20 protein-coding genes and 1 pseudogene are annotated in these 23,508 nt (G+C 60.5%); 4 read left to right on the forward strand and 17 right to left on the reverse strand.

What is annotated here, in order from left to right; all coding sequences use genetic code 11:
- Positions 1-235: 235 nt before the first annotated feature.
- On the reverse strand, positions 236-934 hold the full coding sequence (locus tag AB4N85_RS12360; RefSeq protein WP_041477217.1) for a glutathione binding-like protein: 699 nt from the start codon (positions 932-934) through the stop codon (positions 236-238).
- A 283-nt stretch (positions 935-1,217) separates the two neighbouring features.
- Between AB4N85_RS12360 and AB4N85_RS12365 the strand changes: the two genes are divergently transcribed.
- Positions 1,218-1,892 (forward strand): hypothetical protein, encoded by a 675-nt coding sequence (locus AB4N85_RS12365; protein WP_024013504.1) that lies wholly within the window; start codon positions 1,218-1,220, stop codon positions 1,890-1,892.
- Between the two features lie 109 nt (positions 1,893-2,001).
- Here the strand turns inward: AB4N85_RS12365 and mnmH are convergent, their stop codons facing one another.
- The 10 genes from mnmH to AB4N85_RS12415 all read right to left on the reverse strand — a co-directional run bounded on the left by mnmH (position 2,002) and on the right by AB4N85_RS12415 (position 15,615).
- A complete protein-coding gene (gene mnmH, locus AB4N85_RS12370; protein WP_252867918.1) occupies positions 2,002-3,105 on the reverse strand; it encodes a tRNA 2-selenouridine(34) synthase MnmH in 1,104 nt (367 codons plus the stop codon).
- Positions 3,105-4,139, reverse strand: a complete 1,035-nt coding sequence (gene selD, locus AB4N85_RS12375) for a selenide, water dikinase SelD (protein ID WP_073471375.1) — start codon at positions 4,137-4,139, stop codon at positions 3,105-3,107. The genes mnmH and selD overlap by 1 nt, the downstream gene beginning before the upstream one ends.
- Positions 4,140-4,311: 172 nt before the next feature.
- Positions 4,312-5,451 (reverse strand): hypothetical protein, encoded by a 1,140-nt coding sequence (locus AB4N85_RS12380; RefSeq protein WP_252867919.1) that lies wholly within the window; start codon positions 5,449-5,451, stop codon positions 4,312-4,314.
- Between the two features lie 200 nt (positions 5,452-5,651).
- Positions 5,652-6,767 (reverse strand): SoxR reducing system RseC family protein, encoded by a 1,116-nt coding sequence (locus AB4N85_RS12385; protein ID WP_252867920.1) that lies wholly within the window; start codon positions 6,765-6,767, stop codon positions 5,652-5,654.
- Positions 6,757-10,341 (reverse strand): toxin VasX, encoded by a 3,585-nt coding sequence (locus AB4N85_RS12390; RefSeq protein ID WP_460068217.1) that lies wholly within the window; start codon positions 10,339-10,341, stop codon positions 6,757-6,759. The genes AB4N85_RS12385 and AB4N85_RS12390 overlap by 11 nt, the downstream gene beginning before the upstream one ends.
- Positions 10,338-11,204, reverse strand: coding sequence for a DUF4123 domain-containing protein (locus AB4N85_RS12395; RefSeq protein WP_252867922.1), 867 nt, complete (start codon positions 11,202-11,204; stop codon positions 10,338-10,340). The genes AB4N85_RS12390 and AB4N85_RS12395 overlap by 4 nt, the downstream gene beginning before the upstream one ends.
- The gene (gene tssI / locus AB4N85_RS12400) at positions 11,201-13,204 is read right to left on the reverse strand and encodes a type VI secretion system tip protein TssI/VgrG (RefSeq protein ID WP_252867923.1); all 2,004 of its coding nucleotides are present in this window, start codon (positions 13,202-13,204) and stop codon (positions 11,201-11,203) included. The genes AB4N85_RS12395 and tssI overlap by 4 nt, the downstream gene beginning before the upstream one ends.
- Positions 13,205-13,474: 270 nt before the next feature.
- Positions 13,475-14,431: a quinone oxidoreductase family protein gene (locus AB4N85_RS12405; protein ID WP_252867924.1), complete on the reverse strand. Its 957-nt coding sequence runs from the start codon at positions 14,429-14,431 to the stop codon at positions 13,475-13,477.
- Between the two features lie 31 nt (positions 14,432-14,462).
- Positions 14,463-14,636 (reverse strand): DUF1427 family protein, encoded by a 174-nt coding sequence (locus tag AB4N85_RS12410; RefSeq protein WP_073471384.1) that lies wholly within the window; start codon positions 14,634-14,636, stop codon positions 14,463-14,465.
- Between the two features lie 211 nt (positions 14,637-14,847).
- Positions 14,848-15,615 carry an AraC family transcriptional regulator gene (locus AB4N85_RS12415; protein ID WP_252867925.1) on the reverse strand — a complete coding sequence of 256 codons (768 nt, stop codon included), beginning with the start codon at positions 15,613-15,615 and terminating at the stop codon, positions 14,848-14,850.
- 146 nt (positions 15,616-15,761) lie between these two features.
- Here AB4N85_RS12415 and AB4N85_RS12420 point away from each other — a divergent pair, with 146 nt between their 5' ends.
- Together AB4N85_RS12420 and AB4N85_RS12425 are read left to right on the forward strand one after the other, a co-directional pair.
- Complete coding sequence (locus AB4N85_RS12420) at positions 15,762-15,989, forward strand: DUF6555 family protein (protein ID WP_016775403.1); 228 nt, start codon at positions 15,762-15,764, stop codon at positions 15,987-15,989.
- Positions 15,990-16,038: 49 nt separating this feature from the next.
- Positions 16,039-16,311, forward strand: coding sequence for a hypothetical protein (locus tag AB4N85_RS12425; RefSeq protein ID WP_252867926.1), 273 nt, complete (start codon positions 16,039-16,041; stop codon positions 16,309-16,311).
- A 21-nt stretch (positions 16,312-16,332) separates the two neighbouring features.
- Here the strand turns inward: AB4N85_RS12425 and AB4N85_RS12430 are convergent, their stop codons facing one another.
- The 3 genes from AB4N85_RS12430 to AB4N85_RS12440 form a co-directional block, all read right to left on the reverse strand.
- Positions 16,333-16,500, reverse strand: a complete 168-nt coding sequence (locus tag AB4N85_RS12430; RefSeq protein ID WP_016775405.1) for a metallothionein — start codon at positions 16,498-16,500, stop codon at positions 16,333-16,335.
- A 510-nt stretch (positions 16,501-17,010) separates the two neighbouring features.
- Positions 17,011-17,463: a DMT family transporter gene (locus tag AB4N85_RS12435; protein WP_095182148.1), complete on the reverse strand. Its 453-nt coding sequence runs from the start codon at positions 17,461-17,463 to the stop codon at positions 17,011-17,013.
- A 3-nt stretch (positions 17,464-17,466) separates the two neighbouring features.
- Positions 17,467-17,952, reverse strand: a complete 486-nt coding sequence (locus AB4N85_RS12440) for a DMT family transporter (RefSeq protein WP_252867927.1) — start codon at positions 17,950-17,952, stop codon at positions 17,467-17,469.
- Positions 17,953-18,065: 113 nt separating this feature from the next.
- On the opposite strand from AB4N85_RS12440, the gene AB4N85_RS12445 reads away from it, so the two are divergent.
- A complete protein-coding gene (locus tag AB4N85_RS12445) occupies positions 18,066-19,001 on the forward strand; it encodes a LysR family transcriptional regulator (protein ID WP_122603781.1) in 936 nt (311 codons plus the stop codon).
- Between the two features lie 200 nt (positions 19,002-19,201).
- Here AB4N85_RS12445 and AB4N85_RS12450 read toward each other — a convergent pair whose 3' ends face one another.
- From AB4N85_RS12450 to AB4N85_RS12460, 3 genes and pseudogenes are all read right to left on the reverse strand, one after another.
- The gene (locus AB4N85_RS12450; protein ID WP_370695145.1) at positions 19,202-20,023 is read right to left on the reverse strand and encodes a methyl-accepting chemotaxis protein; all 822 of its coding nucleotides are present in this window, start codon (positions 20,021-20,023) and stop codon (positions 19,202-19,204) included.
- An 84-nt stretch (positions 20,024-20,107) separates the two neighbouring features.
- Positions 20,108-21,043: pseudogene (locus tag AB4N85_RS12455) on the reverse strand (cache domain-containing protein); the annotation flags it as partial.
- Positions 21,044-21,077: 34 nt separating this feature from the next.
- Entirely contained in the window at positions 21,078-22,394 is a 1,317-nt protein-coding gene (locus AB4N85_RS12460; protein ID WP_024013513.1) for a Na+/H+ antiporter family protein, read from the reverse strand.
- Positions 22,395-23,508 lie beyond the last annotated feature (1,114 nt).

The raw sequence follows: 23,508 nt of genomic DNA on the forward strand, positions 1-23,508 counted from the left end.
CGGATGAGACGAAAGTCGTAGGGGGCGAAGCTTATGCCTTGCGGCGGGTGCGGGACAAACCTGGATCAATCAAGAGAGCGTTACCGGGCTTGTAATAATCCTGCATGTACATTTCAAATTCCTGTGGGAGCTGGCTTGCCAGCGATGGCGGCAGGTCAGTCACCAATGAGGTTGACTGTGCTGGCTTCATCGCTGGCAAGCCAGCTCCCACAGGGGGCATGTGTACAACTGAAAGTCAGGATGGGATGGTCAGGCCGCGGATGACTGCCGGGCGAGCTAGAAACCGCTCCAGCACTCGGGTGACGTTGGGGAAATTCTCAATCCCGACCAGATCCCCCGCCTCGTAAAATCCGAGCAGATTGCGCACCCACGGGAACGTGGCGATGTCGGCGATGGTGTAGCGCTCGCCCATGATCCAGTCGCGGCCTTCGAGGCGAGTGTTGAGCACATTCAGCAGGCGTTTGCTCTCCTCGACATACCGATCGCGGGGACGCTTGTCCTCGTAATCCTTGCCGGCAAATTTGTTGAAGAAACCGAGCTGGCCGAACATCGGGCCGATGCCGCCCATCTGCCACATCAGCCATTGGATGGTCTCGTAGCGCAGCGCGCCTTCCTGAGCGAGCAGCTGGCCGCTCTTGTCGGCCAGATAAATCAGGATCGCGCCGGATTCGAACAGCGGCAGCGGTTTATCTTCAGGGCCATGTGGGTCAAGGATCGCCGGGATCTTGTTGTTCGGGTTCAGCGAGAGAAATTCCGCCGAGGTCTGGTCGTTGGTGTCGAAACCGACGCGGTGCGGCTCGTACGGCAGGCCGATCTCTTCGAGCATGATCGACACTTTGACGCCGTTGGGGGTCGGCAGGGAGTAGAGCTGAATCCAGTCCGGGTACTGCGCCGGCCATTTCTGAGTAATCGGGAATGCAGACAGATCGGTCATTGGAAGCATCCAGTCACAAATTGAAAACCGATCATAAAGTAGGCCTGCTGCCGCGCCTACACGAACCGTAACATCCTGTCGCTAACCTGCCTGCATGCCCGCAAAGGTTGCCGTTAGAGTGCTGCGCACTGGCCCGGATCGAACCAAACGGGCATTACAGGACTCTGAGTTATGCCTTTCTCGCAGAGGAAGCTGTTTATGACAGGGAAACACCCGGTGCTGGGAGCCCGCGGTGCAAAGGTTTGTCAGCCTTAACCGATATTGCTGAAGAACCTTCGAATTGATGACGAACCTGATGAGTTTCGCCAAACGTTTCAAACATCGCGCGTACGTGGCCCTGCCCTCCCTGCTGGCAGTCAGCGCGCTTTTTCTGTCCCTCGAATCCAGCGAAAGCCGCGCCCAACCGGCGGACGGCACACAGACGCTGGTGTTCCTGCGCCATGCGGAAAAGCCCGAAGGCGGCCTCGGCCAGCTCAACTGCCAGGGCCTGAACCGCGCCATCGACCTGTCGACGCTGCTGCCGGAAAAATTCGGCAAGGCCGATTACGTGTTCGCCGCCAACCCGACGCGCAACGTCGAGGAAGGCGAGCTGGATAATTCCTACAGCTACATTCGTCCGCTGATGACCATCAGCCCGGCCGCGATCAAGCTCGGCCTGCCGGTGAACATCGAATTCTCTGCCAACGACACCAGCGATCTGGCCCGCGAGCTGCTGGACGAGAAGTACCACAACTCGACGATCTACACCGCCTGGTCCCACGGTTATCTGCCGGATCTGATCAACAAGGTCGCCGGCAACGCAGTGGGCGAGCGACAGAAGATCACCGATGACTGGGCCGGCGATGACTTCGATTCGCTGTATGTGCTGACCCTGAAGTGGCACAACGGCAAGGCCAGTTTGCAGAGCCATGTCTACAAACAGGGGCTGGATAACGGCAAGGACACTTGCCCGACCTGAGTTTTGTATCGCCCGATCTTGCGTCTTCGCGAGCAGGCTCGCTCCCACAGGGGAACGCATTTCAACTGTGGGAGCGAGCCTGCTCGCGAAGAGGCCAGTTGCTTGCGCCTCAAGCCTTCTGATTCACCCTCGCACGCAAATACTCGATCACCGCCTGACGCTCCCCGGCAAACTCGATCCGCCCGCCCTTCTTCTCGCGCTGGAAGACATACATCGGGTCGTAATACTCGCGCAGCAAACCCTCGATCCAGCCGCAATGCAGATCCACCGCACCGCTGCGGCCCTGCTCGGCCAGCGCCTGTTCCATCAATGCCAGCATCCGCGAATGGCGCTCACCGCCGAGGCGTTTCTGTACGTTGTTGAGACTCTCCAGCAGACGTTCGGAAAACAGCGCAAACCCGGTGTCGCCGTGGAGGGAGGCAAACTCCGCCGACAGATCAATGACGTAATCACGCAGGATCCGCTCGACACGGTGCTCGAAACGATCTTCCAGCCATACCATCGGGTACTGCTGCATGCCCTGATACAGCGGCAACGGCAAGGCGCAACTGCCGACCACACGGCTCTCGTCTTCGAGCACAAACTGCTCGATCCCGGCATCGCGCTTCTTCATGAAGTCGATGGCCAGGCGATTCTCGAAATCGATATTCGACGGCTGCCCGGTGGCACGTTTGCCGAAACTGGAGCCGCGATGGTTGGCGTGGCCTTCCAGATCCACACCGTTGCGCAACTGCACCAGCACTTCGGTCTTGCCGGTGCCGGTCATGCCGCCGAGCAAAACAAAATCACACTGCGCGATGGCTTGCTCAAGGGTGTCGATCAAAAAACTGCGCATTGCCTTGTAGCCGCCGCCGACGCGCGGATAGTCGATGCCCGCCTCGTCGCGCAGCCACTGCTGGGTGATCTGCGAGCGCAAACCACCGCGAAAACAGTACAGATAACCATCGGGATGAGCCCGGGCGAAGTCGGCCCAGGCCTGGATGCGCTCGGCTTTGACTGCGCCGGACACTATTTGATGGCCCAGCTCGATTGCCGCCTGCTGGCCATGCTGCTTGTAGCAGGTGCCGATCTTCTGCCGTTCCAGATCATTCATCAGCGGCAGATTGACCACGCCGGGGAACGCGCCTTTGTGAAACTCGACCGGCGCGCGGGCATCCATCATCGGCCGGTCGTTGAGGAAAATATCGCGGTAGTCGGTGCAGTCGCGGAGCATCAAATCACCTCGACCGCGTTCGTCTGTCGCTCAACCAGTTCGCCGATCGGCGCAAGGCTCAGGCCCAGTTCGGCGGCGACGCCGAGGAACTCGGCATTACCTTCAGGCGTGACCGCAATCAGCAGACCACCGCTGGTCTGCGGATCGCACAGCACGCGTTTGTGCAACTCCTGCACGCGGCCAACCTTGCTCGAATAGCTGTCGAAGTTGCGCAGCGTACCGCCCGGCACGCAGCCCTGATCGAGGTAGTACTCGACGCTGTCCAGACGCGGCACGCGGTCATAGGCGATGCGCGCGGTCAACTGGCTGCCGTCGGCCATTTCCACCAAGTGCCCGAGCAGGCCGAAACCGGTGACGTCGGTCATCGCCGTAACGCCGGCGAGTTTGCCGAAGCGGCTGCCAGGCTTGTTCAGGGTGCACATCCAGTCGCGGGCGACACCGACGTCGGCGGCGCGCAACTTGCCCTTCTTTTCCGCGGTAGTGAGGATGCCGATGCCCAACGGTTTGGTCAGGTACAACAGGCAACCGGCGGTAGCGGTGTCGTTGCGTTTCATGTGGCGCTTTTCCACGAGGCCGGTGACGGCGAGGCCGAAGATCGGCTCCGGCGCATCGATCGAATGCCCCCCCGCCAACGGAATGCCCGCCGCGTCGCACACCGAGCGACCGCCACGAATCACTTCCCGCGCCACCTCCGGCGCCAGCACATTCACCGGCCAACCGAGGATCGCGATCGCCATCAACGGATCGCCGCCCATCGCATAGATATCGCTGATCGCATTGGTCGCGGCGATGCGGCCGAAGTCGAACGGGTCATCGACAATCGGCATGAAGAAATCGGTGGTCGACACCACACCGCGCTCGGCATCGATCGCATACACCGCCGCGTCATCGCGCGATGCGTTGCCGACCCAGAGTTTTGGATCAAGGTTCTGTGCGCCGCTGCCGGCGAGGATCACTTCCAGCACCTGTGGGGAAATCTTGCAGCCACAACCGGCGCCATGGCTGTATTGGGTCAGACGAATCGGCTCGCTCATGGGAAAGTCTCTGGCAATGAATGGGGCGGATTCTAGCAGAGCGCGAGAGCGCAGATTTTTGTGCTGACCGAGCGGCCCCTTCGCGAGCGGGCTCGCTCCCACATTTGTAGCGTGGTCTCCTGTGGGAGCGAGCCCGCTCGCGAAGGCAATCGAACCTGCCTGCACCGCCCAGTCAGCCCCGCCTGCAAACCTCAGCAAAAATCTGCGTAATCGGCCGATGCGGCTGGCGCTTGTGCATCCGCCGCACTTGTTCGCTCAGCCGCAGCAACTCTTCACTGGGCTTGGCCCATTGCTCTTTCGGCAGCGGCTCAGACCATTCGCGCATGACTTCCGGCAGCGCCTGTTTGCCGATTCTTTCCAGACGGCGCACTTCCCATTCGACCAAACGGTTGGGAATCGTCCATAAAGTCATGACGTGATACAGGTACCAGAAGAACCCCGAAAGCCGCGAGCGGCGGCCTTCACGAATCTGCTGGTGCATCCGCGCGCGGGCGTTACGAAAAGTGTGCAGGCCTTCGTGGGGTGGGTCGTCTGGGCCTTGAAGGTCTTGCAAATCCTGAATGGATTTGAGGTCGTTGACTTCGTACTCCATGTAACCGCGAATCGCTTCCCAATGGCTGATCGCGAGCTCCAGGCCGGCGCATTGGAATTCCTGGCTTATGAGGGTTTCACCTTGGTAGAAACCGATGCCCATACCGTATTGGCGATGGATGCCGAACTGGGTGGCGCCCTTGGCTTCGATGATCCAGGCGGACAGCGATTCCCATGGGACGAAGACAGGTTCGGTGGCGCCTTCGGGCATGAAGCAGACTTCGCGGCGTTGGCGGTTGAAGCGGGTTGGGATGAGGGAGAGGCGCTTTTTGTGGACGTGGTGCCAGACGCCGAGGCCGATGAACAGGGTCAAGGGGCCGCAAATTAACTCATTTTCCAATGCCACTTCGAATACACCTACCATTGATTCCCAAATTGCCTCGTTCCCATAGCCAAAAAGAATTCCTAGCAAGCCCGTGAACAAAGGAAATAAAACGAGCACCATAAAAGTGCCTGCGGTCGTTCCGCCGAAAATTAGCTGCCATGGGAATACCTCCAGTGAGCCGAGACCAAAATCCATGTATCCGTCATTGAACGCTCCGATATGAGGTCCGTAAGGCGGCATTGATGTAGGTAATGGCAACGGTGCGAGATAGGTAATCTTCCCGCTAGGAAACGGCTCAATATCGCCCGCTTTTTTAACCCCCTCATATTCCGAACTGGAAAGAGGATTACTGCGATTATTCAGCATGGTCAGCCCTTCCGAGGTATTGATTTTCAACCAGCAGAACCATCGGGTTTTCCTTGGCCGACCCGGTAGCAACCACTGAGAAATGGCCGCCACCCCGAGGGTCTCCCACTTTGTCCAAGATCAACCGAAACATCCGCGTCCAACGCGGTCCTCTGTGGGAGCGAGCCTGCTCGCGAAGGCGCTCAAACAGGCAAAAACCTCCCACCCTCTGGCCACAAAACTGCTCAACATCAGCACTCAGCTCGCCTGCAAACCTCAGCGAAAATCTGCGTAATCGGCCGATGCGGCTGGCGCTTGTGCATCCGCCGCACTTGTTCGCTCAGCCGCAACAACTCTTCACTGGGCTTGGCCCATTGCTCTTTCGGCAGCGGCTCGGACCAGGCACGCATGACTTCCGGCAGCGCCTGCTTGCCGATTCTTTCCAGCCGACGCACTTCCCATTCAACCAGGCGATTGGGAATCGTCCATAAGGTCATGACGTGATACAGGTACCAGAAGAACCCCGAAAGCCGCGAGCGCCGGCCTTCACGGATCTGCTGATGCATCCGCGCGCGGGCGTTACGAAAAGTATGCAGGCCTTCGTGGGGCGGGTCGTCCGGACCTTGCAGGTCTTGCAGGTCCTGAATCGATTTGAGGTCGTTGACTTCGTACTCCATGTAACCGCGAATCGCTTCCCAATGGCTGATCGCGAGCTCCAGGCCGGCGCATTGGAATTCCTGGCTTATGAGGGTTTCACCTTGGTAGAAACCGATGCCCATGCCGTATTGGCGGTGGATGCCGAACTGGGTGGCGCCCTTGGCTTCTATGATCCAGGCGGACAGCGATTCCCATGGGACGAAGACAGGTTCGGTGGCGCCTTCGGGCATGAAGCAGACTTCGCGGCGTTGACGGTTGAAGCGGGTTGGGATGAGGGTGGCGCGGGTTTTGTGGACGTGGTGCCAGACGCCTAGGCCAATAAACAAGGCAATTAAACCCGTTGAGAAAGCCAATTTGTAAATGGCAAAAAAAATACCCTCAATGACTTCTTTAATGAACTCCCAGCTATCACCTAACAGAAGTCCTATAAACCCTCCCATCAGTGGATATAGGAACGCGATCATTAATGTGCCGCTGAATGGTCCGCCTAAAATGACTTGCCAAGAAAAAACCTCCAGTGTCCCTAAACCGAAATCCATATAAACGTCATTCAGTTCACCAATATGCCGACCGTAAGCTGGCATTGATGTTGGTAATGGCAAGGGCGCGAGATAGGTAATTTTTCCGCTCGGAAACGCCTCAATGTCACCGGTCTTTCTAGGCTGTCGAAGCGGGCGAGTTGCTAATGGATCATCGTGATTATTCAGCATGGTCAGCTCTTTCTAACAGGTGAGCCTCAACCAGCAAAACTGGAGGTTTTTCTTTGACCTGTTGGGGAGTAACAACCCCAAAATGACCCTCACCACGCGGATCGAGGTGAATGACGCGAGTTCGAGATGCCCATTCACCCTTTTTATTCAATGTCTGAACGCACACAGCCAATTCCAGCGTTTCTTTCGCGGGAACAAATTCCGACCCGAGGCCCGCTGGATACTGGAGACAAAGTATCAGTCCTTCTGGGCTGGACTTCACGATGCGCAGGCTGCTTAAAATCTCGTCACTAATGACATCTCGCTGCTCTCGTGGTGCTCCTCGACTGTGCAGCGGAATTGAAATGCGGTGCGCGCCGATACCTAAACGGGAGGTTGGGTTGCCGCCAAACGGACGCAGCAGATCATTCAGCGTTAGGGTCGGCAATGCTAAGTGAATATCGCTGGGTTTGGCTTTGAATAACAGATCCTTCAGCCAAGAGTCGTACAGATTTGGGCCAAGCTGCGCGTAAGGTGCGTGAATTAAAAAAGCCAGATAACTTTGATAGTCATCAAGTGAGTGGTCGCCACGCATCTCGCTATCCCTACTCCACGGTGTGATTTTCAACCATTTATCGTGAGCACTGATGTTGTAGCGGCTGTACAGCAAGCTACCCCCCAGCTCTAGAACAGTAAAAAGTGCTCCAGCGAGATTGAAGCGGAAAAAGACGGTGGATAAACGTGTGCCAGCAGCGGCCCAAGCAGCTCTACGAGCGGCATTACTTGACGCCTTCAATACCTTGAATGTGGAGTGGACAGTGTTGGTCAAACCATAGCCACTAACTGATGTCATGCCACCAGCTCCCATCGTCGCCAATGCAGCTGCGCTTTGCGCCGAATGATTTCCACTGCGAACCGCCTGTTCCCAGTTTTTGCGTTGCGTGACAATACTGTTCGTAGAAGAAGCCAACCCTGACAAATATGTAAAAAAACCCAATCCCACATGCAATTTCCCCATCTGCACGTGCACGGTCTGCAAGGCATGGAGCTGAACGCTTGCCACTAGAGAAGCGCAGCGAACTTTTAACGCCGTATCAGCAAGACTTTGTGCGGCACTAAATCCCGCCGCTCCCGTTGCAACGACTGAATTCATCAACGAGGTCCACACTCTTTCATTTACAGCCTGCCTGCGCAGCTCCCGATAAACCCCCACCAAATTCACCACCTGCACCAACACCACCAACAACCCCATCCCCTCCGTCCGCACCAGACTCGCCTTCGAAACCCCCGCCACCCCCGCACGAATATTCTCCAGCAACCCGCGCAATTCCCCTTGCTGCGCCGACGGAAACACCACCGTCAATCCCGCTTTCGCCGGGGTGGCGCCATACAGCCGTGCCGAGCGATCCGGCAGTTCGTCGATCGGGCTTAACGCCGCCGCGAGGCGGCCTTCGAACAGCGCCAATTGCGTGCGCACGCGGACGATTTCCTGCTGCAATTCCACCGCCCGGGCGGTTTTGTGGCCTTGGCGGTTTTTGTTGTGGGTGAGCTGGTTGCGTTCGCGGTTGAGGGTTTTCAGGTAGTCGCGCTCGCGCAGCACTTCCTTGATCGTGGCTTGCAGCGCCGCTTGTTCCGCCGGGGTGGATACGGTGAAGGTCACGCCGCTGGTTCGCGCGGCGTCGAAGACGCGCAGGCGCAGGGCTTTGGGCAGGCGCTGGAACAGTTCGTCGAGGTCGGGGATTTTCTCGCCGGCAAGATCAAAACCTTCCAGTGCCCGGCTCAGGCCCAGGTTCAGCGCCGGGCTGTAGGTGTCTTGCACCGCATCGGCGAGGACGCGGCTGTGTGCCGGCAGATCGTCGAGGGCCGGCAACTGCGGCTGCTCGATGCTCTGCAATTTGGCCAGCCAGTCCGGCAGGTTGTTGAACATCGCCATGCCGGCGTTGAACAGCGTTGAATATTGCCCGGCCTGTTCGGTCTGCAAGCGCAGCGGCAAGGTGTAGAACAGCGGGCGGGTCAGTTGCGGGTGCTGCTCGAGGTAACCGAGCATTTGCTCATTGGCCGCGTCGCTACGGCCGATGTCCTTGAGGCAGGCGTATTCGCTGGCGAGCGCCTGATCGATCTGCACTTGCCCGTCGAAATACCACGCCGAGCGATGGAAACGCCCGGCGCACAGCAGTTGCGCGCGATCGGCGGTGATGCGTTCGAGCAGGCGATTCCAGCGTCCGAGGTTGTCGCGATGATTGTTCAGCACCTCGTCCATCGCCGGGCGGTCGATCAGGTCGTTGATGCCGCGCTTACCGCTGAGCAATGGGCCGTCGAGCACGTCTTTCATGCGCCGGCTCTGGTCCTTGCCGAGCTCGACCAGTGTGTTCAGATGACGCTCGACGAAATCGGCCGGGGCGACTTCAACAAAATATTCGCGGGTGTAAAAGCGCCGATCCGCCTCGGCGGTGACGCGAGCGTGCGCGGTAAAATCCGGGGCGACGCCGTCGAAACGGTTCAGCGCCAATGACTCATCCAGTGCCTTTTCGCGAAGCTGTTGCAACTCAGGCGTGGCTTCGACTGCAGCTGGCTCGACCTCACCACCCTTGTTCAAATACTCAAGCAGCGCCTGCCGGGTATTTTCCCGATCCGGCTCGGGCAATTGCTCCAGTTCAGCGAACAATGCCTGGGCGCGCGGATCGTCGCTGGCCTTGGCCAGGGTGTCGAAATCCTGAGCGCCGAGCTGGCTCAGCGACTCGATGTAACTGGCCAGCAGATAGTCGCGCTCGTTGTTGTCGGTGTTGCTCCACTGCTCGATCCAGCCGACCACCAGGTCCTGATAATCGGCCAGATCGCGCATCACCCCGAGGTCGTCGTTGACCAGCAGAAACAGCGTGTCGTCCTGATAAGGTCCGCGCACCCGGCCAAGAAATTCGCCGATATGCGCCTCGCGAAAACGTCGCGGGTTTTCCCACAGATAGGGTTCGCGCTCGTGCCCCGGCGCATCGCTGACCTGCACCGCCGGCATCCGCGTGGCGTCCGCCTCGGCCAGCGGTTTCGCCGTGCAGGCCACTTCCGCCAGCCACTGTTTGGCCTGGGCCACGGTAAGCAGATGCTCGCCGCCGATCAGACAATGCACCGGGCCGAGATCGACCGCCTGCATGAAGTGCTCGCGTTCCTGCGCACTGTCCAGCACCTGTCGGCACTTCGCCGCGCTCAACTGCACGTCGGCGAAGGTCACGTAAAGGGTGCTTTTGCGCGAAAAGATCAACGCCGGACGTTCTTCGATGGCGCTGCGCTGATCCTCGCTGACGCTTTTGCCGCGATGCAGCAATGCGCTGATGACGCCTTCAAGCACGCGGTATTCGTAGAGCTCACCGCTGAGACTGTCGACGATGTACAGCCAACCGTCGCGCAGGCGGCGGATGCCCATGGGGCGCGTGGTCAGGGTGTACGGCAGCGTGATTTCGGTGCTGGGGTCGAAGGGTTTTTCCACCAGGCCGTACGCGAGGGGCAGCAGTTGCACGTGGGTTTTGCGCAAGGGGCAGGCGGCGGGGCCGATGATCGGGGCTTTGGACGCGGCGGCTGCCGCAAGGTCGGCGGGATGGTTCATGGTCGGACTCTTTCAGACGCCCATTGGCGGGCCATTGAAACGGCCAGCGTCAAGCGCTCACCGATCGGTTGCAGGGAGGGCTCGTGTAGCAAGTGCTGGATCTGCGGATGCTGATCCGGATCAGCACCATTGAGAGACGCGACAAGGTTGGCGAAGTAAAGCCATTCCGATTGGCTGCTCAGGCCGAGCGCGCTGGCTTTTGCCTCGATTTGTTCCAGAAGCATCCAACGTTCAGCGATGGTTTCCCCGGTATGAAACCGGGGAAAATATTCAAGCAAATACGCATCGACTTGTAGCAACACCCGCCGCCGATCCACCCGATCCAGCGCGGCATCCTGCTCCGCACTCAACCGATACGGCGCCACCAGCGCCCCACCCTGCCCGTGCCGAGGTCGCTGACAGTGCCAGACTCCCCGCGCGCCATCCGCCGTGACCACGCACCCCAGCGGCCCGAACAGACTCGCATCGCCGCTGGCAAACAGCGCCTGCGCCACGGCGGCATCCGCCAGCCGCAACAACACCGGCGAGCCGACCGGCAACTCGACGATCAGCAACTGACGCAAGTGCGCGACGATTTCATGCGCCGGCGCGGCGCTGAACAACAGCACGCCCCATTCCTGTTGGGCGTGCTGGCGATAAAACCGCGCTACCGGATCGTCAGCGTCAGCGAGCGCCACCAGCAGCGGCGAGACGTCACGCAGGGCCGAAAACGGTGGCTGGTCGTACAGCGCAAAAGCGTTGGCGGCGGGGTCGAGCCTTCGCAGTTGCGCCGGCAAATCGGCGATCGTCGCACCGTCGAGCAGCACAAACGCCTGCTGTTCAGCCCACGGCAAACCTTCAGGCCAATCCGTCAAAAGGCTCATGCCTGGGCCGCCTCGCAAATCAGGCAACGCGAGGTCCGCGTGGTCAGCAGCGCATGCCGTTGCTGCACGGCATCGAACGTCGCCTTGAGCAACGGCGCAGCCCCCGGTAGCAACGGTTCCGCTGGCAGACACACCGTTGGCGCCCCGCCCTGCACCACCGGCACACTGCTGAAAATGCCGGCGGCGCCGACCGTCAGCCAATGCCCGCCAGCAGCCAGGGTGATCTGCAGGCCGCTGTTGAAAACCACCTGCTCGCCCGCGCCGAAATGCAGCTGCTGCGCGGCACTGACGCGCTGGCTGGCGACCCGCACATGCTGCTCGCCCTGCACCCACAGATGATCGTCCTGCTTGAGTTCAGTCAGGCGGTTGCCGTGGGTCAGGTGATGTTCTTCGTCGCGCAACTCAAGGCTGGAAACGCCGCCAATCACTTGGCTGTGCAGGTTGTCGATCTGCACACGCAAGTCGTTGAGCACGTGCTGCACCAGGTCGCGCTGCGCCCTGATGGAGATTTCTTCCGCGCCTTGCCGGTCCTCGATGCGCAGTTCGTTGTAACCACCGCCACCGGGACTGCTCTGGCTGCGCCAGATGCTACGCGTCTGTTGCGCCGGCAGGTCCAGTGGCACCGGGGTTTCGGCGTTGGGCAGGCAGGCGAGCACATACGGTTTGTCCGGATCGCCATCGGTGAAGCCCACCAGCACTTCCATACCGACGCGAGGAATCTGCACGCTGCCGTAGCGGTCATGCGCCCAGGCAGTGGCCACGCGCAGCCAGCAACTTGACTGTTCATCACGCTGGCCGTCGCGATCCCAGAGCATTTGCACTTTCACGCGGCCGTAGGCATCGCTGTAGATTTCTTCGCCGGGCGGGCCGGTCACCACTGCCAACTGACTGCCGCTGACGCGCGGTTTGACATGCCTGAGCTGCGGGCGAAACACCACGTCCCACGGTGTCGCGACGAAATGGTTGCGATAGCCCTGACTGAAACCATCAGCGTCGACCTGCTCGGTGAACGCTTCTTCGAGCACTTGCGGCTGTTTGCCGATGTGCTCGACCTCGGTCAGCAACCATAAATCGTTGCAGTCGGCGCGCGAGTAATCCGCCATGGTCATGAAACTGCCGCCGCGCATCAGCGCCTGATTGCTACGTCCGTTAGCCAGACGATAGTCGGCACCATGGCGCTCCAGCGCACACTGGCTGAGGTGCTTGCCGCGCTCGCGATGGGTGAACTGCCCGGGAAACTCATAATCTTCCAGCAGCGGAACCCGCGCTGCACTGACCTTGGCGTCCAACTGCACTGCGGGCTTTTCGAAGTGATAATCGCGGCGCTCGACGATGTTGGAGCGTGGCTCCAGGCGCACAGTGAACTGGTCGATAACCGGCGCATCGGCAACCAGGCCGTTGCCCTGCAAATAGCGCGTCGTCACGTCGTGTTTGAGGAACGCCGTTTGATCGTCGCCGAACACCAACAGGTGCGCCTCACGGCGGTGGCGGAAGTGAAAGTGCAAGCCCTCCTCTTCGCACAGCCTCTGGATGAAGTGCAGATCGGATTCCTGATATTGCACGCAATACACTCGCGCCGGGTACTCGGCGCTGAGCTGAAAATGCCAGGCATCGGCCTGCATGCCGTGATCGCTCAACACATTGGCGATGATCTGCGGCACGCTCAGGTTCTGGAAAATCCGCTGATTGCGCCGATGCGCGAGGTAGGCAAGGTGTGGCGCCAGGGTGATCTGGTAACGGCTCAGCCGAACACCGCAATCACCCTGGCCGACCCGATAGACCAGCCCGTGCATGCCGCTACCGTCGGCACCGAAACAGAGAAAGGCCGGCCGATGCAGCAAGCCTTCCAGATCCACATCGGGCCGCTCGCTGACCAGCTCGAGATCCAGTTCATAGGTCTGGTTGAGCACTTCCCGGGTGCGAAAACCGAACACTTGAAGATCGTGGGCAACGCCTTCTATCTCGAGAGTGAAAACAACGGGCCTGCCAGCGATGCGCATCCACCTGTCCCTGTGTCTGATTGAAAGACGGGACTGTGCAACGGTGCACTGCAATGGGTGAAGTCAGAGGTTTCCCTGTTTTGCCGGTCTGCGAGCGAAAAGGACGTGGCCCACAGAGAAACGCCCTGGATCCTACGGAAATGATCCCGAATCCTATGCCTTTCCCCTGTGGGAGCGAGCCTGCTCGCGAAAACGGTGTGTCAGTCGCCGACGGTTTAACTGATCTACCGTCATCGCGAGCAGGCTCGCTCCCACAGGGATTTGCGTGAGTCAGGGCAGCAAGATGATCTTGTCGCCACCACCTTGATTGACCTCCTCATAGCGCGCCAGCCCTTCAGCCAGCGGCACCTCCACCAGGCCCTGCGGCAGCGGCAAGCGATCCTCATCGAAGAACCGCCCGAACTGCTCGAGCATCGCCGCGCACGCCTCAACGCCGTACAACAACGAGTTGATCCCGACCACCGAGCCGCCCTTGCGATACAGCGCCAGCGCCGGCAATTGCACATGGCCGTCGACCGGTGCGGCGATGATGGCGATGCGGCCGAAGGTCGCCAGTGCCGCCACCGAGGCGGGCAGCCAGAAACCGGTGGTGTCGAAGATCACATCGGCGCCGCCGCGATACACCGCATTGACCTGGGCACCGAGGTCTTCTGGCTTATCCAGTTGAATCGTCTGATAGCCCTGCTGCTGCAAATCGGCTACCTGCTCGGGCCGGCGCGCCGCCGCCAGCAATTGCGCGCCGCGCACTTTTGCCAGGGCCAAAGCCGCAGTTGCCACTGCCCCGCCGCCGATCACCAGCAAGCGCGTGTCGGCGCTGACCAGACTGCGTTCCAGCGCATCCCACGCCGTGGTGTACGGCACGCCAAGGCTGGCCGCCTGAGCGAAACTCAAATGCGCCGGTTTGTGCGACACGCCACGGGCCGGCAATTTGACGAATTGCGCATGTGCGCCGTCGGCGAAGAAGCCCAGCTCGCGCCCGGTACCCCAGACTTCCTGACCGATCAGTGCTTGTGGCCCCTCGACCACCACCCCGGCAAAATCCCGCCCCGGAACCCGTGGCAGTGTGGTGTAGGGAAAACGCCCGAGGACGTTTTTCACATCGCTGGGGTTGAGGCCGGCAGCCTTGATCTGCACCAGCACTTCATCGGCGCCGGGCACCGGGGTCGGAACGTCGACGAAGCGCAGGGAAGACAGGTCGCCGGTCTGATCGAATTGCAACGCTTTCATGGGCACATCCACCGAAAAGAAAAAGGGAAATTCAGGACAACCAGCCAGCGACCAGTTGCCGGCCCAGCGGCCACAACTGCTCACCGGCCAACATGCCAAGCAGACCGACCAGCGCGATGGCCGGTGGTGCGGGAGAACGGAAATCGAGCGCGCCGTAGAGCAGGCCGACGCCCAGGCCGATGGCCAGAGAAATGAGGTAGTTCATGAAAGGAACTCCGCCGCGATAAGTGATGGGCAGAGTCTAGGGAATGAGCCGGAGCGGTATCGGCCAAGGACTTCTGAATTTCGGACAAACCTTCTGCAGCCGCCATAGAACCGTGTGGGAGCGAGCCTGCTCGCGAATGCGGTCTTCCAGTCAGCACTTCATTGCCTGGTGCAAAGCTTTCGCGAGCAGGCTCGCTCCCACATGGATCTGTTCAAGTTGCCGAGAATTGCGAAGGCGCTACGCCAAGTTCCCGGCGAAACATGTCGCTGAAACTGCTCGGTGAATAACCCAGTTCGCGAGCAATGACGCTCACCGCCACGCCTTGAATCAACGCCGCCACCGCCGTCGCCAACTGCACCTGGCGCCGCCATTCGGCGAAGCCCATGCCGAGGCTGTCCTTGAACAAGCGCGCCAGGGTACGCACGCTGGCCCCGGCGTTCTGCGCATGCTGCTCGAACGGGATCTCCAGCGACGGCGCGGCCATCACCGCCTGACACAGATTCATCAAACGCCGGTCGGACTCATCCGGCAGTGTAATCTTCAACTGCGAACGCCTGGCCCGGCGCAGCTCCAGCAACGCCAGCCCGACCAGTGCGTCGTAATACTCAGCCTCGCCGGCATCGCCCTGCGCCACCAGCCCGACGATCAACTCTCGCAGCAAACCACCGACCTCGATCACCTGCACCGTCGCATCCAGCGTCGCCGCCAGCGCCGGGCGCAGGTAGATATTGCGCATCTGCAAATCCGACACCACCCGAATCCCGTGCGGCACCCCCGGCGGCAACCACACCGCCCGCTGCGGCGGCACCACCAGCGCTTCGTGCGGGGTTTCGACCCACATCACCCCGCTCATCGCATACAGCAACTGCCCCCAGACATGCTCGTGCGGCTCGATGAACAAACCACGCGGATAGGTCCGCGCCAGCGGTTGCACGGGCACATCGGTGTCGGTCAGATCAGGGGGCGCGGCGAGGGCCATGGCGAGCGTTCACAGGGGGTTGGCGAAGCCGCCATGGTAACCAGCACGCCGCGCACTCGCCAACGATAGATACCGTCGGACAATCCGAATGAATTTTCCCGGCACAGCGCGATCCGTTTAATACCACAGGGAGGAATTCGGGCTTTATGAACAACGCAAAACTTTACGTCATCGACTACACACTGCATGGCACCCCCAAGTCGTTCATTATCCGCTCGGACAAAATGGACAACGCCGAAGCCTGGCATTGGGCAAGCTGCGACGCGGGCGTGGGTCGCATCCCGCGCTTCGGCCGCGAGAAAGTGCAAAAAACCAGCAAACCGATGGCAGAAAAATTCGGTCTGGAAAACGTCACCTGGCGCCAGACCAACTGACCCCACCGCCTCCACCGCAGGCTTGGCAATCGACAGGGGGAATCGACCGATGACCGACACTTATCACACGGCCCGACTGGACTACGGCCTGACCACCTTCTTCGGCCAGATCACCAAAACGGTGAATTGCCAAGTCGCACTGGAAACGGTCGCGGATGACCCTTACCGCTTCACCTTGTGCGTCCAGGCACCGGTACCGGAAGACCTCCACCAAGCCAAGGTTGTGGTGGTCAAGGTCGAAGGGCGAACACTGCAAGGCACGGTGAGGCACTTTGAACGACATGAAGACGACAGTCTGAAAATGGAAGTGGAGCCTGATTAGGCTCCACTTTTTTTGCCCCGCTTATTTCGGATGAGCGCAACCGCAACCCTTCATCGCACACTCTTCACCGTGTTTGTGGTGATGAGCGCAAGCCTCGCAGCAATAGTGTTTACCGTGTACAGCGTAGGAATGTTCGCCTTCTTTGATCGTGCAGTTGCAGCCCGGGCAGTCGCATTTTTTATCGGACATGGGACAGACTCCTTGCGTAGTGGTTGTCTGAGGCTTGAGTGGTAAGCCGTAAGGGACAGTGTAGAAGGTGGTGTTGCAGGCTGACCAACTGTTGAGAGATTGGGCGACGCAGAGATGGCTTTCGCGAGCAGGCTCGCTCCAACAAAACAGCAAAAGCAAAAGATCGCAGCCTTCGGCAGCTCCTACACACAATGAGCGCAAGCTCGAGTACCGCCCTTGATCTTGCCGTGCCGGCCCCATCGGCAGGCTGAGCGAAGGGATTGATCCGGGCGTGGGAGCGCAGCGACCGTTTGGCGCAGCCAAACACAGCGAGTGTAGGTGCAGCGAAGCAAACCGGAGCCGCTGCGCCAGGATCGATCCCGCAGCGAAGGAACCCCGAGCCCCAGCGAGCGGGCCGAACGCCGGGGCCAAGCCTTTTGGTTACTTTTTGGCGTCTGAAAAAGTGACCCGCTGTAAGAGCGGAACCGTAATCAGCAACAACCGCAGCAACGGATATGTACTCAAATCCAATCACTCAGAACGCAAACTGCTCCGATACATAAACACCAAAGCCACCGCCAGACACACCATCGCCAACATCCGACTCGGAGACAAGCCGATCGCCGGATTCCCCAACCAGCCGAAATTGTCGATCAACATCCCCATCCCCAACTGCCCGACAATCACCGCCACCGTCGCCACAGCCGTCCCGACCACCGGCACCGCACCCACCATCACCATCATGTACACCACGCCGAACAGCGCCCCGGTCAACTGCCACTTCGGCACCTCAAGCAGACTCACCGCCTGCGCCGGCTCGAAAAACAGAATCAACAACCCGGTCACCACCGCGCCCACCGCAAAGGTCAGCAAACTGCTACGCAGCACCCCCACCGTTTCACCCAGACGCCCATTGATCGCGGCCTGCACACTCAACACCGCACCGGCCAATACCACCACCACCAACAAAATCACCAGACCCATCACTCACCCCCGCGCAATCAGAACCAAAGCCACCACAATCAAGCCCAACGCCAGCCAGCGCTCGCCGTTGACCTTCTTGCGCGTCGCGCCGAACCAGCCGAAATGGTCGATCAGCACACTCTTGCCGACCTGACCGGACAAAATCGCGATCATCGTCATGGCAATGCCGATATGCGGCGTCGCCAGCGTCAACACCACCACGTAGATCGGCCCGAGAAAACCGCCGATCAACTGCCAGCGCGGCAACTGGGTCAGCGCCGGACCTTTCTGTGGGCCGGCGAACAGCAAGAGCAAAAACAGAATTGCCGAACCCACACCGAAGATGCTCAACGTCGCCCATAAATGCCCGACCTGCTCACCCAGCGGCCCGAGCAATCCGGCTTCTACCGACAAGCCCATGCCAGCGAGGATCACCAGCGGCAGCAACAGCAGACGCAACACCGATCTTTTCACCGGTGCAGCAACCACCCCTTCATCCAACGTCTGCATACATAACCTTCCACGCTCAAAAACAATGGCGCGGATTATCGGCTGGCGCCGCTGTGCGATAAATGGGAGCATCCGGACAACACTTTTGCGCATCACGCACAGCGAGACATGGCATGCACGGGCTCAACGAACTCGGGTTCAAAGCGTTAAGGCTGTTTGTGGCGGTCCTCGACCACGGCAGTTTTTCCGAAGTCGCCCGCCGGGAAGGGGTCGCGCCCTCCTCCATTTCGCGGCAGATCCAGTTAATGGAACAGGCGCTTAACCAGCAATTGCTCTACCGCCACACCCGCGCCGTCACCCCGACCGAAGCCGGGCGCACGCTCGGCCACCATGCGCGGTTACTGCTGGTGCAATTGGAAGAGGCCGAACAGGCGTTGCAGGAACAGCAAAGCGAACCCACCGGACTGGTGCGCATCAACGCGCCAGTGGTGTTTGGCCAACGCCATCTGACGCCCTGGCTGGGCGAGCTCTGCGCGCGCTATCCGAAGCTGCAACTGGATATCCAGCAAACCGACCATTACGTCGACCCGCTACAGGAAGGCGCCGACCTGCTGTTTCGCATCGGCGCGCTGCACGATTCGAGCATGCAGGCACGCATTGTGGCGCCGCACCGTTTTCAGGTCGCCGCCAGCCCGGCCTACCTCAAACGCCACGGCACGCCGCAGCACCCGGACGAACTCGCGCAACATCAGTGCCTGGCCTACAAAGGCGCGGCCGGTCAGCAGCGCTGGTTTTTCCGCCGTGATGGCGAGGACTGGACGCCGTACACCGTCAAAGGCCCGATCACCGGCAACCACGCCGACACCCTGACCCAAGCCGCCCAGCAAGGCTTAGGGCTGGTGATGTTTCCGTCGTGGCTGATTGGCGAAGCGGTGCGCGAGGGCACACTGGTGCCGGTGCTGGGGGAATATCAGGTGTCGAACAGCCTGGAACCGCAGCAGATCGCCGTGCTGTGGCCGGGGAGCCGACGGTTGTCGGTGAAGGTGAGGACGGTAATTGATTTTTTTGTCGAGTGCTTTGGCGAGATTCCTTATTGGGACAGAGCCTGAAGATCAAGAGCCCCTCACCCTAGCCCTCTCCCTGAGGGAGAGGGAACCGACCGAGGTGTCCCACCTACTGCATCGACCTGAAAAACCGCGTCGACTATGGATTCAAAGCAGGACTTTCAGGTCGGCGTAATCCCCCAATATTCCCCAATCGGTTCCCTCTCCCTCTGGGAGAGGGCTAGGGTGAGGGGCTTTTCAGGCCATCAGATACGGAACTGCCCCACCAGCTTGCCCAACCGCTGCCCCAGCTCCGCCAGACTGCGCGACGTTTGCGCGCCCAGTTGCGTTTCATCGGCGACGCTGTCCACCGCCACCGCAATCTGATGCACGCTGCGGTTGATCTCTTCGGCCACGGCCGTCTGCTCTTCCGCTGCGCTGGCGATCTGCGCGTTCATCGAGTTGATCGTGGCGATCAACTGCGCCATCGCGTCCAGCGACGCGCCGGCCTGATTGGCTTGCTGCGAAGTGCCGTCGCCGGCCTCGCTGGAACGGCGCATCGCTTCGACCGCCTGCTGCGTGCCGGCCTGCAAGCGGTCGATCATGCCCTGGATTTCCTGGGTGCTGATCTGCGTGCGGCTGGCCAGTGCGCGTACTTCGTCCGCAACCACCGCAAAGCCACGACCGGCCTCACCGGCGCGCGCCGCTTCGATCGCGGCGTTGAGCGCCAGCAGGTTGGTCTGCTCGGCAATCGAACGAATCACCCCAAGCACGCCGACAATCGAACTGACGTCCTGCTGCAGGCTGTCCAGCGACACGCCGCTGTTGCGGATGTCGTCGACCAGCGCATGAATCTGTTTGATGCTGCCCGCGACCACGCGCTTGGCGCTCTGGCCTTCTTCGTCGGTCTGCTGAGCGGCGACGGCGGCGTTCTGTGCGCTCTTGGCGACTTCCTGGGCGGCGGCGGACATTTCGTTGATCGCCGTGGCGACCTGATCGGTTTCGTGGCGTTGACGCTCCATGGCCTGATCGGAACGCTGCGCCTGTTCCGAGACCTGGGTGACCAGACCGGTCAGTTGCGTGGTCATCTCGGTGATCTGCCGCACCAGGCCGTGGATCTTGTCGACGAAACGATTGAACGAGCCGGCCAGTTCGCCGAGTTCGTCCTGGCTGGTGATGTTCAGGCGCCGGGTCAGGTCGCCCTCGCCCGCCGCGATGTCGTCGAGGTTGGCTTTCATCAGGGTCAGCGGGCGCAGAATGGTGTTGGCCAGCAGCATGCCCGCTGCCGCGATCACCAACAGCACCAGCACCGCAACGCCGACGATGCTCAGCACCACGCCTTGCACGCGCTCCTGCACTTGCGCCTCGACCTGCGCCACTTGCGCTTCGATGCCGTCGAGGTTGACCGAGGTGCCGACCGCCATGTCCCACTTCGGCAGGTATTCGGTGTAGCCGAGTTTCGGCACCAGCACCTTGGCGTTACCCGGCAGCGGTGAGCTGTATTGCAGATAGTGGGTGCCGTCCTTGGCCACTTTGACCAGGCCGAGGTTGACGTAGACGCCGTTCGGATCGCGGTTGTCCTTGAAGCTTTTGCCCACGCCGTCGGGGTCGTTGGCCTTGAACAGACGCACGGTCTCGGAGTCGTAGCCGAAGAAGTAGCCATCCTTGCCGTAGCGGATGCCCGAGAGCAATTTGATCGCTTGCGCCCGCGCCGCGTCATCGCCCGGTGCGGCGGCGTCGTACAGCGGTTTGATCGTGGTCATGGCCACGGCGACGTAACTTTGCAGGGTGGCCTTGGCGTCGCTGAGCAGCCGCTCGCGGGTCTGTTCGACCTCCTTGCGCGCCTGTTCCTGGAGGATGAACAGCGTGGTCACGCTGATGACCAGCGCAAAGAGCAGCACCGGCAGAACGGCAAGGGACAGGACTTTAGCCTTGAGACTCAGGCGCATCGGGGGACTCACTCTTTTGATTTTGTTGGCGTGGTTAAAGGCTTTAACGGCACGCCGGGGCAAAAGTTGAGTCCGCAGGCACTGCGTGTCCCTGTGGGAGCGGGCTTGCCCGCGATGGCGGTGTGTCTGAAAGACGAATAACGAATGTGCCGACGCCATCGCTGGCAAGCCAGCTCCCACAGGGTTCAGTGGTTTAGAGAACCATCGCCGCCACCCAGCCAAACACCAGCAGCGGCAGGTTGTAGTGCAGGAAGGTCGGTACGACGGTGTCCCAGATGTGGTGATGCTGGCCGTCGATGTTCAGCCCCGAGGTCGGGCCGAGGGTCGAGTCCGAGGCCGGCGAACCGGCATCGCCCAGCGCGCCGGCAGTGCCAACGATGCAGACAATGGCGATCGGGCTGAAGCCCAGTTGCACGCACAAAGGCACGAAGATCGCTGCGAGAATCGGCACGGTAGAGAACGACGAACCGATGCCCATGGTTACCAGCAAGCCCACCAGCAGCATCAACAAAGCCCCGACGCCTTTGCTGTGATTGATCCAGGCCGCCGACGATTCGACCAGCGTCTGCACCTGCCCGGTGGCCTTCATCACCTCGGCAAAGCCTGAGGCGGCGATCATGATGAAGCCGATCATCGCCATCATTTTCATGCCTTCGGTGAACAGATCATCGGTCTCGCGCCATTTGACGATGCCCGACACCGAGAAAATCAGGAACCCGACCAGAGCGCCGATAATCATCGAGTCCAGCAGCAACTGCACCACGAATGCCGAAGCAATGGCCACACCAGCGATCATCAGGCTCAGCGGGTTGTAGTGCACCGCCGTCTGCTCGACCTGTTCGATTTTGGCCAGGTCATAAACGCGCTTCTTGCGGTAGCTGATAAACGCCATCGCCAGGCCGAAGACCATGCCCAGCGCCGGAATACCCATGGCATGGGTGACATTGATGCCGCTGATGTCGACGCCGCTGCGGGCGACGTTGGCCAGCAGGATTTCGTTGAGGAAGATGTTGCCGAAGCCCACCGGCAGAAACATATACGGGGTGATCAGGCCAAAGGTCATGACGCAGGCGATCAGACGGCGATCGAGTTGCAGCTTGGTCAGTACATATAGAAGTGGCGGCACCAGCAGCGGAATGAACGCGATATGGATCGGCAGGATGTTCTGCGAGGCAATCGCCACCACCCACAGCAGGCCGATCAGCAGCCATTTGACGTTACCGCCGCCGGTTGCGTGCTGCCGATCCACCATGGCCAGGGCCTTGTCGGCCAGCGCATGGGCCAGGCCGGATTTGGCAATCGCCACGGCGAAAGCGCCGAGCAAGGCGTAGGACAACGCCACCGTCGCGCCGCCGCCCAGGCCGCTGTTGAACGCCTTGAGTGTTGCGTCGATGCCCAGACCGCCGGTCAGGCCACCGACCAGCGCCCCGACGATCAGCGCGATCACCACATGCACGCGCGACAGGCTGAGGATCAGCATGACGCCGACGGCTGCTATGACTGCATTCATTTCACTACCTCAAAAAACACTGCGGGTGAAAACACACCGCCAGACAGGATGAGTCCGCCCGGCGCTGGCCGGCGGATTTGTATGAAGGGTCTTATTAGAGGGCGCGCACTGTGCCGCAGAGTGGCGGCGGTGTCAAAGCTCTGTGGCGAGGGGATTTATCCCCGTTGGGTGGCGAAGCCGCCCCCGGCAAACTTTAAATCAACCCTGTACGCAGGTGTCACGACTGCTTCGCAGCCGAACGGGGATAAATCCCCTCGCCACAGGACCACAGGACCACAGGACTACAGGACCACAGGCCCCGCATGCGGCAATCGGTCATATTGCGCTCACGGCATAAAGAAAGCCGAAACGCGGCCGCTACAGTGCAAAGTCTCAGATATTTATCGGATAAGGATGTTTTCCATGTCGCTCAGACAACTTTCCATCCAGTGGAAAATCACCCTGCTCGCCGGCCTCTGCCTGGCCGGTATCGTGACCCTGTTGGTCGGTCTTTCGCTGTATCGCATGGAACACAGCTCGGCGCTGGTCAAGGCCTCGAGCATGGAGATGCTCACCGAGTCGGCGCAGGCGCGGATCGAATCGCAAGGTGAAGTGCAGGCTGCCGGCATTCGTCAGCAATTCATGGACGCCTATCAGTACGGCCACGGTTTCTCGCGGCAGGTACTGTTTTTGCGTGAGCAGGCCGAGAAGCGCTTTCTCGATGCCTTCGACCTGCGCGAGGACATGACCCGTCAGGTCAAATCCGCGCTGCAAGCCAACCCGGACCTGCTCGGCCTGTCGCTGGTTTTCGAAGCCAATGCGCTGGACGGCAAGGACGAATTGTTCGCCGATCAGGCTGAACTGGGCAGCAACGACAAGGGCCGTTTTGCCCTGTACTGGTCGCAGCCGACGCCGGGCAAAGTCACTTCGATGGCGCTGCCGGAAAGCGACATGAGCGACACCAGCACCGGCCCCAGCGGTCAGGCCGCCAACGCCTGGTTCACCTGCCCGCGCACCACGCTCAAACCCTGCGTGATCGAGCCGTACTTCTATGTCATCGATGGCCAGAAAGTGCTGATGACCAGCATCGTCTTCCCGCTGCAGGTCAATGGCAAAGTCATCGCCTCGCTGTCGG

The sequence above is a fragment of the Pseudomonas sp. H1_G08 genome, assembly GCF_054681355.1.

What these genes read in the sequence shown, in the direction of transcription:
- AB4N85_RS12360 (WP_041477217.1), bottom strand. Translation starts at nt 934, where the DNA reads ATGACCGATCTGTCTGCATTCCCGATTACTCAGAAATGGCCGGCGCAG.
- AB4N85_RS12365 (WP_024013504.1), top strand. Translation starts at nt 1,218, where the DNA reads ATGACGAACCTGATGAGTTTCGCCAAACGTTTCAAACATCGCGCGTAC.
- mnmH (WP_252867918.1), bottom strand. Translation starts at nt 3,105, where the DNA reads ATGCTCCGCGACTGCACCGACTACCGCGATATTTTCCTCAACGACCGG.
- selD (WP_073471375.1), bottom strand. Translation starts at nt 4,139, where the DNA reads ATGAGCGAGCCGATTCGTCTGACCCAATACAGCCATGGCGCCGGTTGT.
- AB4N85_RS12385 (WP_252867920.1), bottom strand. Translation starts at nt 6,767, where the DNA reads ATGCTGAATAATCACGATGATCCATTAGCAACTCGCCCGCTTCGACAG.
- AB4N85_RS12390 (WP_460068217.1), bottom strand. Translation starts at nt 10,341, where the DNA reads ATGAACCATCCCGCCGACCTTGCGGCAGCCGCCGCGTCCAAAGCCCCG.
- AB4N85_RS12395 (WP_252867922.1), bottom strand. Translation starts at nt 11,204, where the DNA reads ATGAGCCTTTTGACGGATTGGCCTGAAGGTTTGCCGTGGGCTGAACAG.
- tssI (WP_252867923.1), bottom strand. Translation starts at nt 13,204, where the DNA reads ATGCGCATCGCTGGCAGGCCCGTTGTTTTCACTCTCGAGATAGAAGGC.
- AB4N85_RS12405 (WP_252867924.1), bottom strand. Translation starts at nt 14,431, where the DNA reads ATGAAAGCGTTGCAATTCGATCAGACCGGCGACCTGTCTTCCCTGCGC.
- AB4N85_RS12410 (WP_073471384.1), bottom strand. Translation starts at nt 14,636, where the DNA reads ATGAACTACCTCATTTCTCTGGCCATCGGCCTGGGCGTCGGCCTGCTC.
- AB4N85_RS12415 (WP_252867925.1), bottom strand. Translation starts at nt 15,615, where the DNA reads ATGGCCCTCGCCGCGCCCCCTGATCTGACCGACACCGATGTGCCCGTG.
- AB4N85_RS12420 (WP_016775403.1), top strand. Translation starts at nt 15,762, where the DNA reads ATGAACAACGCAAAACTTTACGTCATCGACTACACACTGCATGGCACC.
- AB4N85_RS12425 (WP_252867926.1), top strand. Translation starts at nt 16,039, where the DNA reads ATGACCGACACTTATCACACGGCCCGACTGGACTACGGCCTGACCACC.
- AB4N85_RS12430 (WP_016775405.1), bottom strand. Translation starts at nt 16,500, where the DNA reads ATGTCCGATAAAAAATGCGACTGCCCGGGCTGCAACTGCACGATCAAA.
- AB4N85_RS12435 (WP_095182148.1), bottom strand. Translation starts at nt 17,463, where the DNA reads ATGGGTCTGGTGATTTTGTTGGTGGTGGTGGTATTGGCCGGTGCGGTG.
- AB4N85_RS12440 (WP_252867927.1), bottom strand. Translation starts at nt 17,952, where the DNA reads ATGCAGACGTTGGATGAAGGGGTGGTTGCTGCACCGGTGAAAAGATCG.
- AB4N85_RS12445 (WP_122603781.1), top strand. Translation starts at nt 18,066, where the DNA reads ATGCACGGGCTCAACGAACTCGGGTTCAAAGCGTTAAGGCTGTTTGTG.
- AB4N85_RS12450 (WP_370695145.1), bottom strand. Translation starts at nt 20,023, where the DNA reads ATGACCACGCAACTGACCGGTCTGGTCACCCAGGTCTCGGAACAGGCG.
- AB4N85_RS12460 (WP_024013513.1), bottom strand. Translation starts at nt 22,394, where the DNA reads ATGAATGCAGTCATAGCAGCCGTCGGCGTCATGCTGATCCTCAGCCTG.